Genomic DNA, 280 nt, shown 5'->3' on the forward strand with positions numbered 1-280 from the left:
CGTTAAGGACTTTGTTGAAGGTGAAAAGGCAGTCGTCAAGAGCTATCTTCTTATCTATCGAAGCCGTAGCACGGATATTCAACACGATTTGATTTCGGGCGAACGAAATGATGAATTCATATTCGAAGAGGGTAAATGGAAACTTTCCAAACGGATATTCATCGTTGACCAAACAACGATAAATACCAGGAATCTTGCTATCTTCGTATAAATATTACTAGCATAAAAAGGATAACAAGGAGGCTGGTTGTAATGGCAATGGCGTTAAAGGATAAAGTAG

Annotated in this window: 1 pseudogene; it reads left to right on the plus strand. The window is 38.6% G+C overall.

Annotation, left to right across the window (positions count from 1 at the left end):
• Nucleotides 1–211 (plus strand): annotated as a pseudogene (locus SB773_RS31240) (aromatic-ring-hydroxylating dioxygenase subunit beta); the annotation flags it as partial.
• Between the last annotated feature and the right edge of the window lie 69 nt (nt 212–280).

The organism is Bacillus sp. SIMBA_074 (assembly GCF_046534555.1).
In the GTDB taxonomy this organism is placed as follows: domain Bacteria; phylum Bacillota; class Bacilli; order Bacillales; family Bacillaceae_G; genus Bacillus_A; species Bacillus_A mycoides.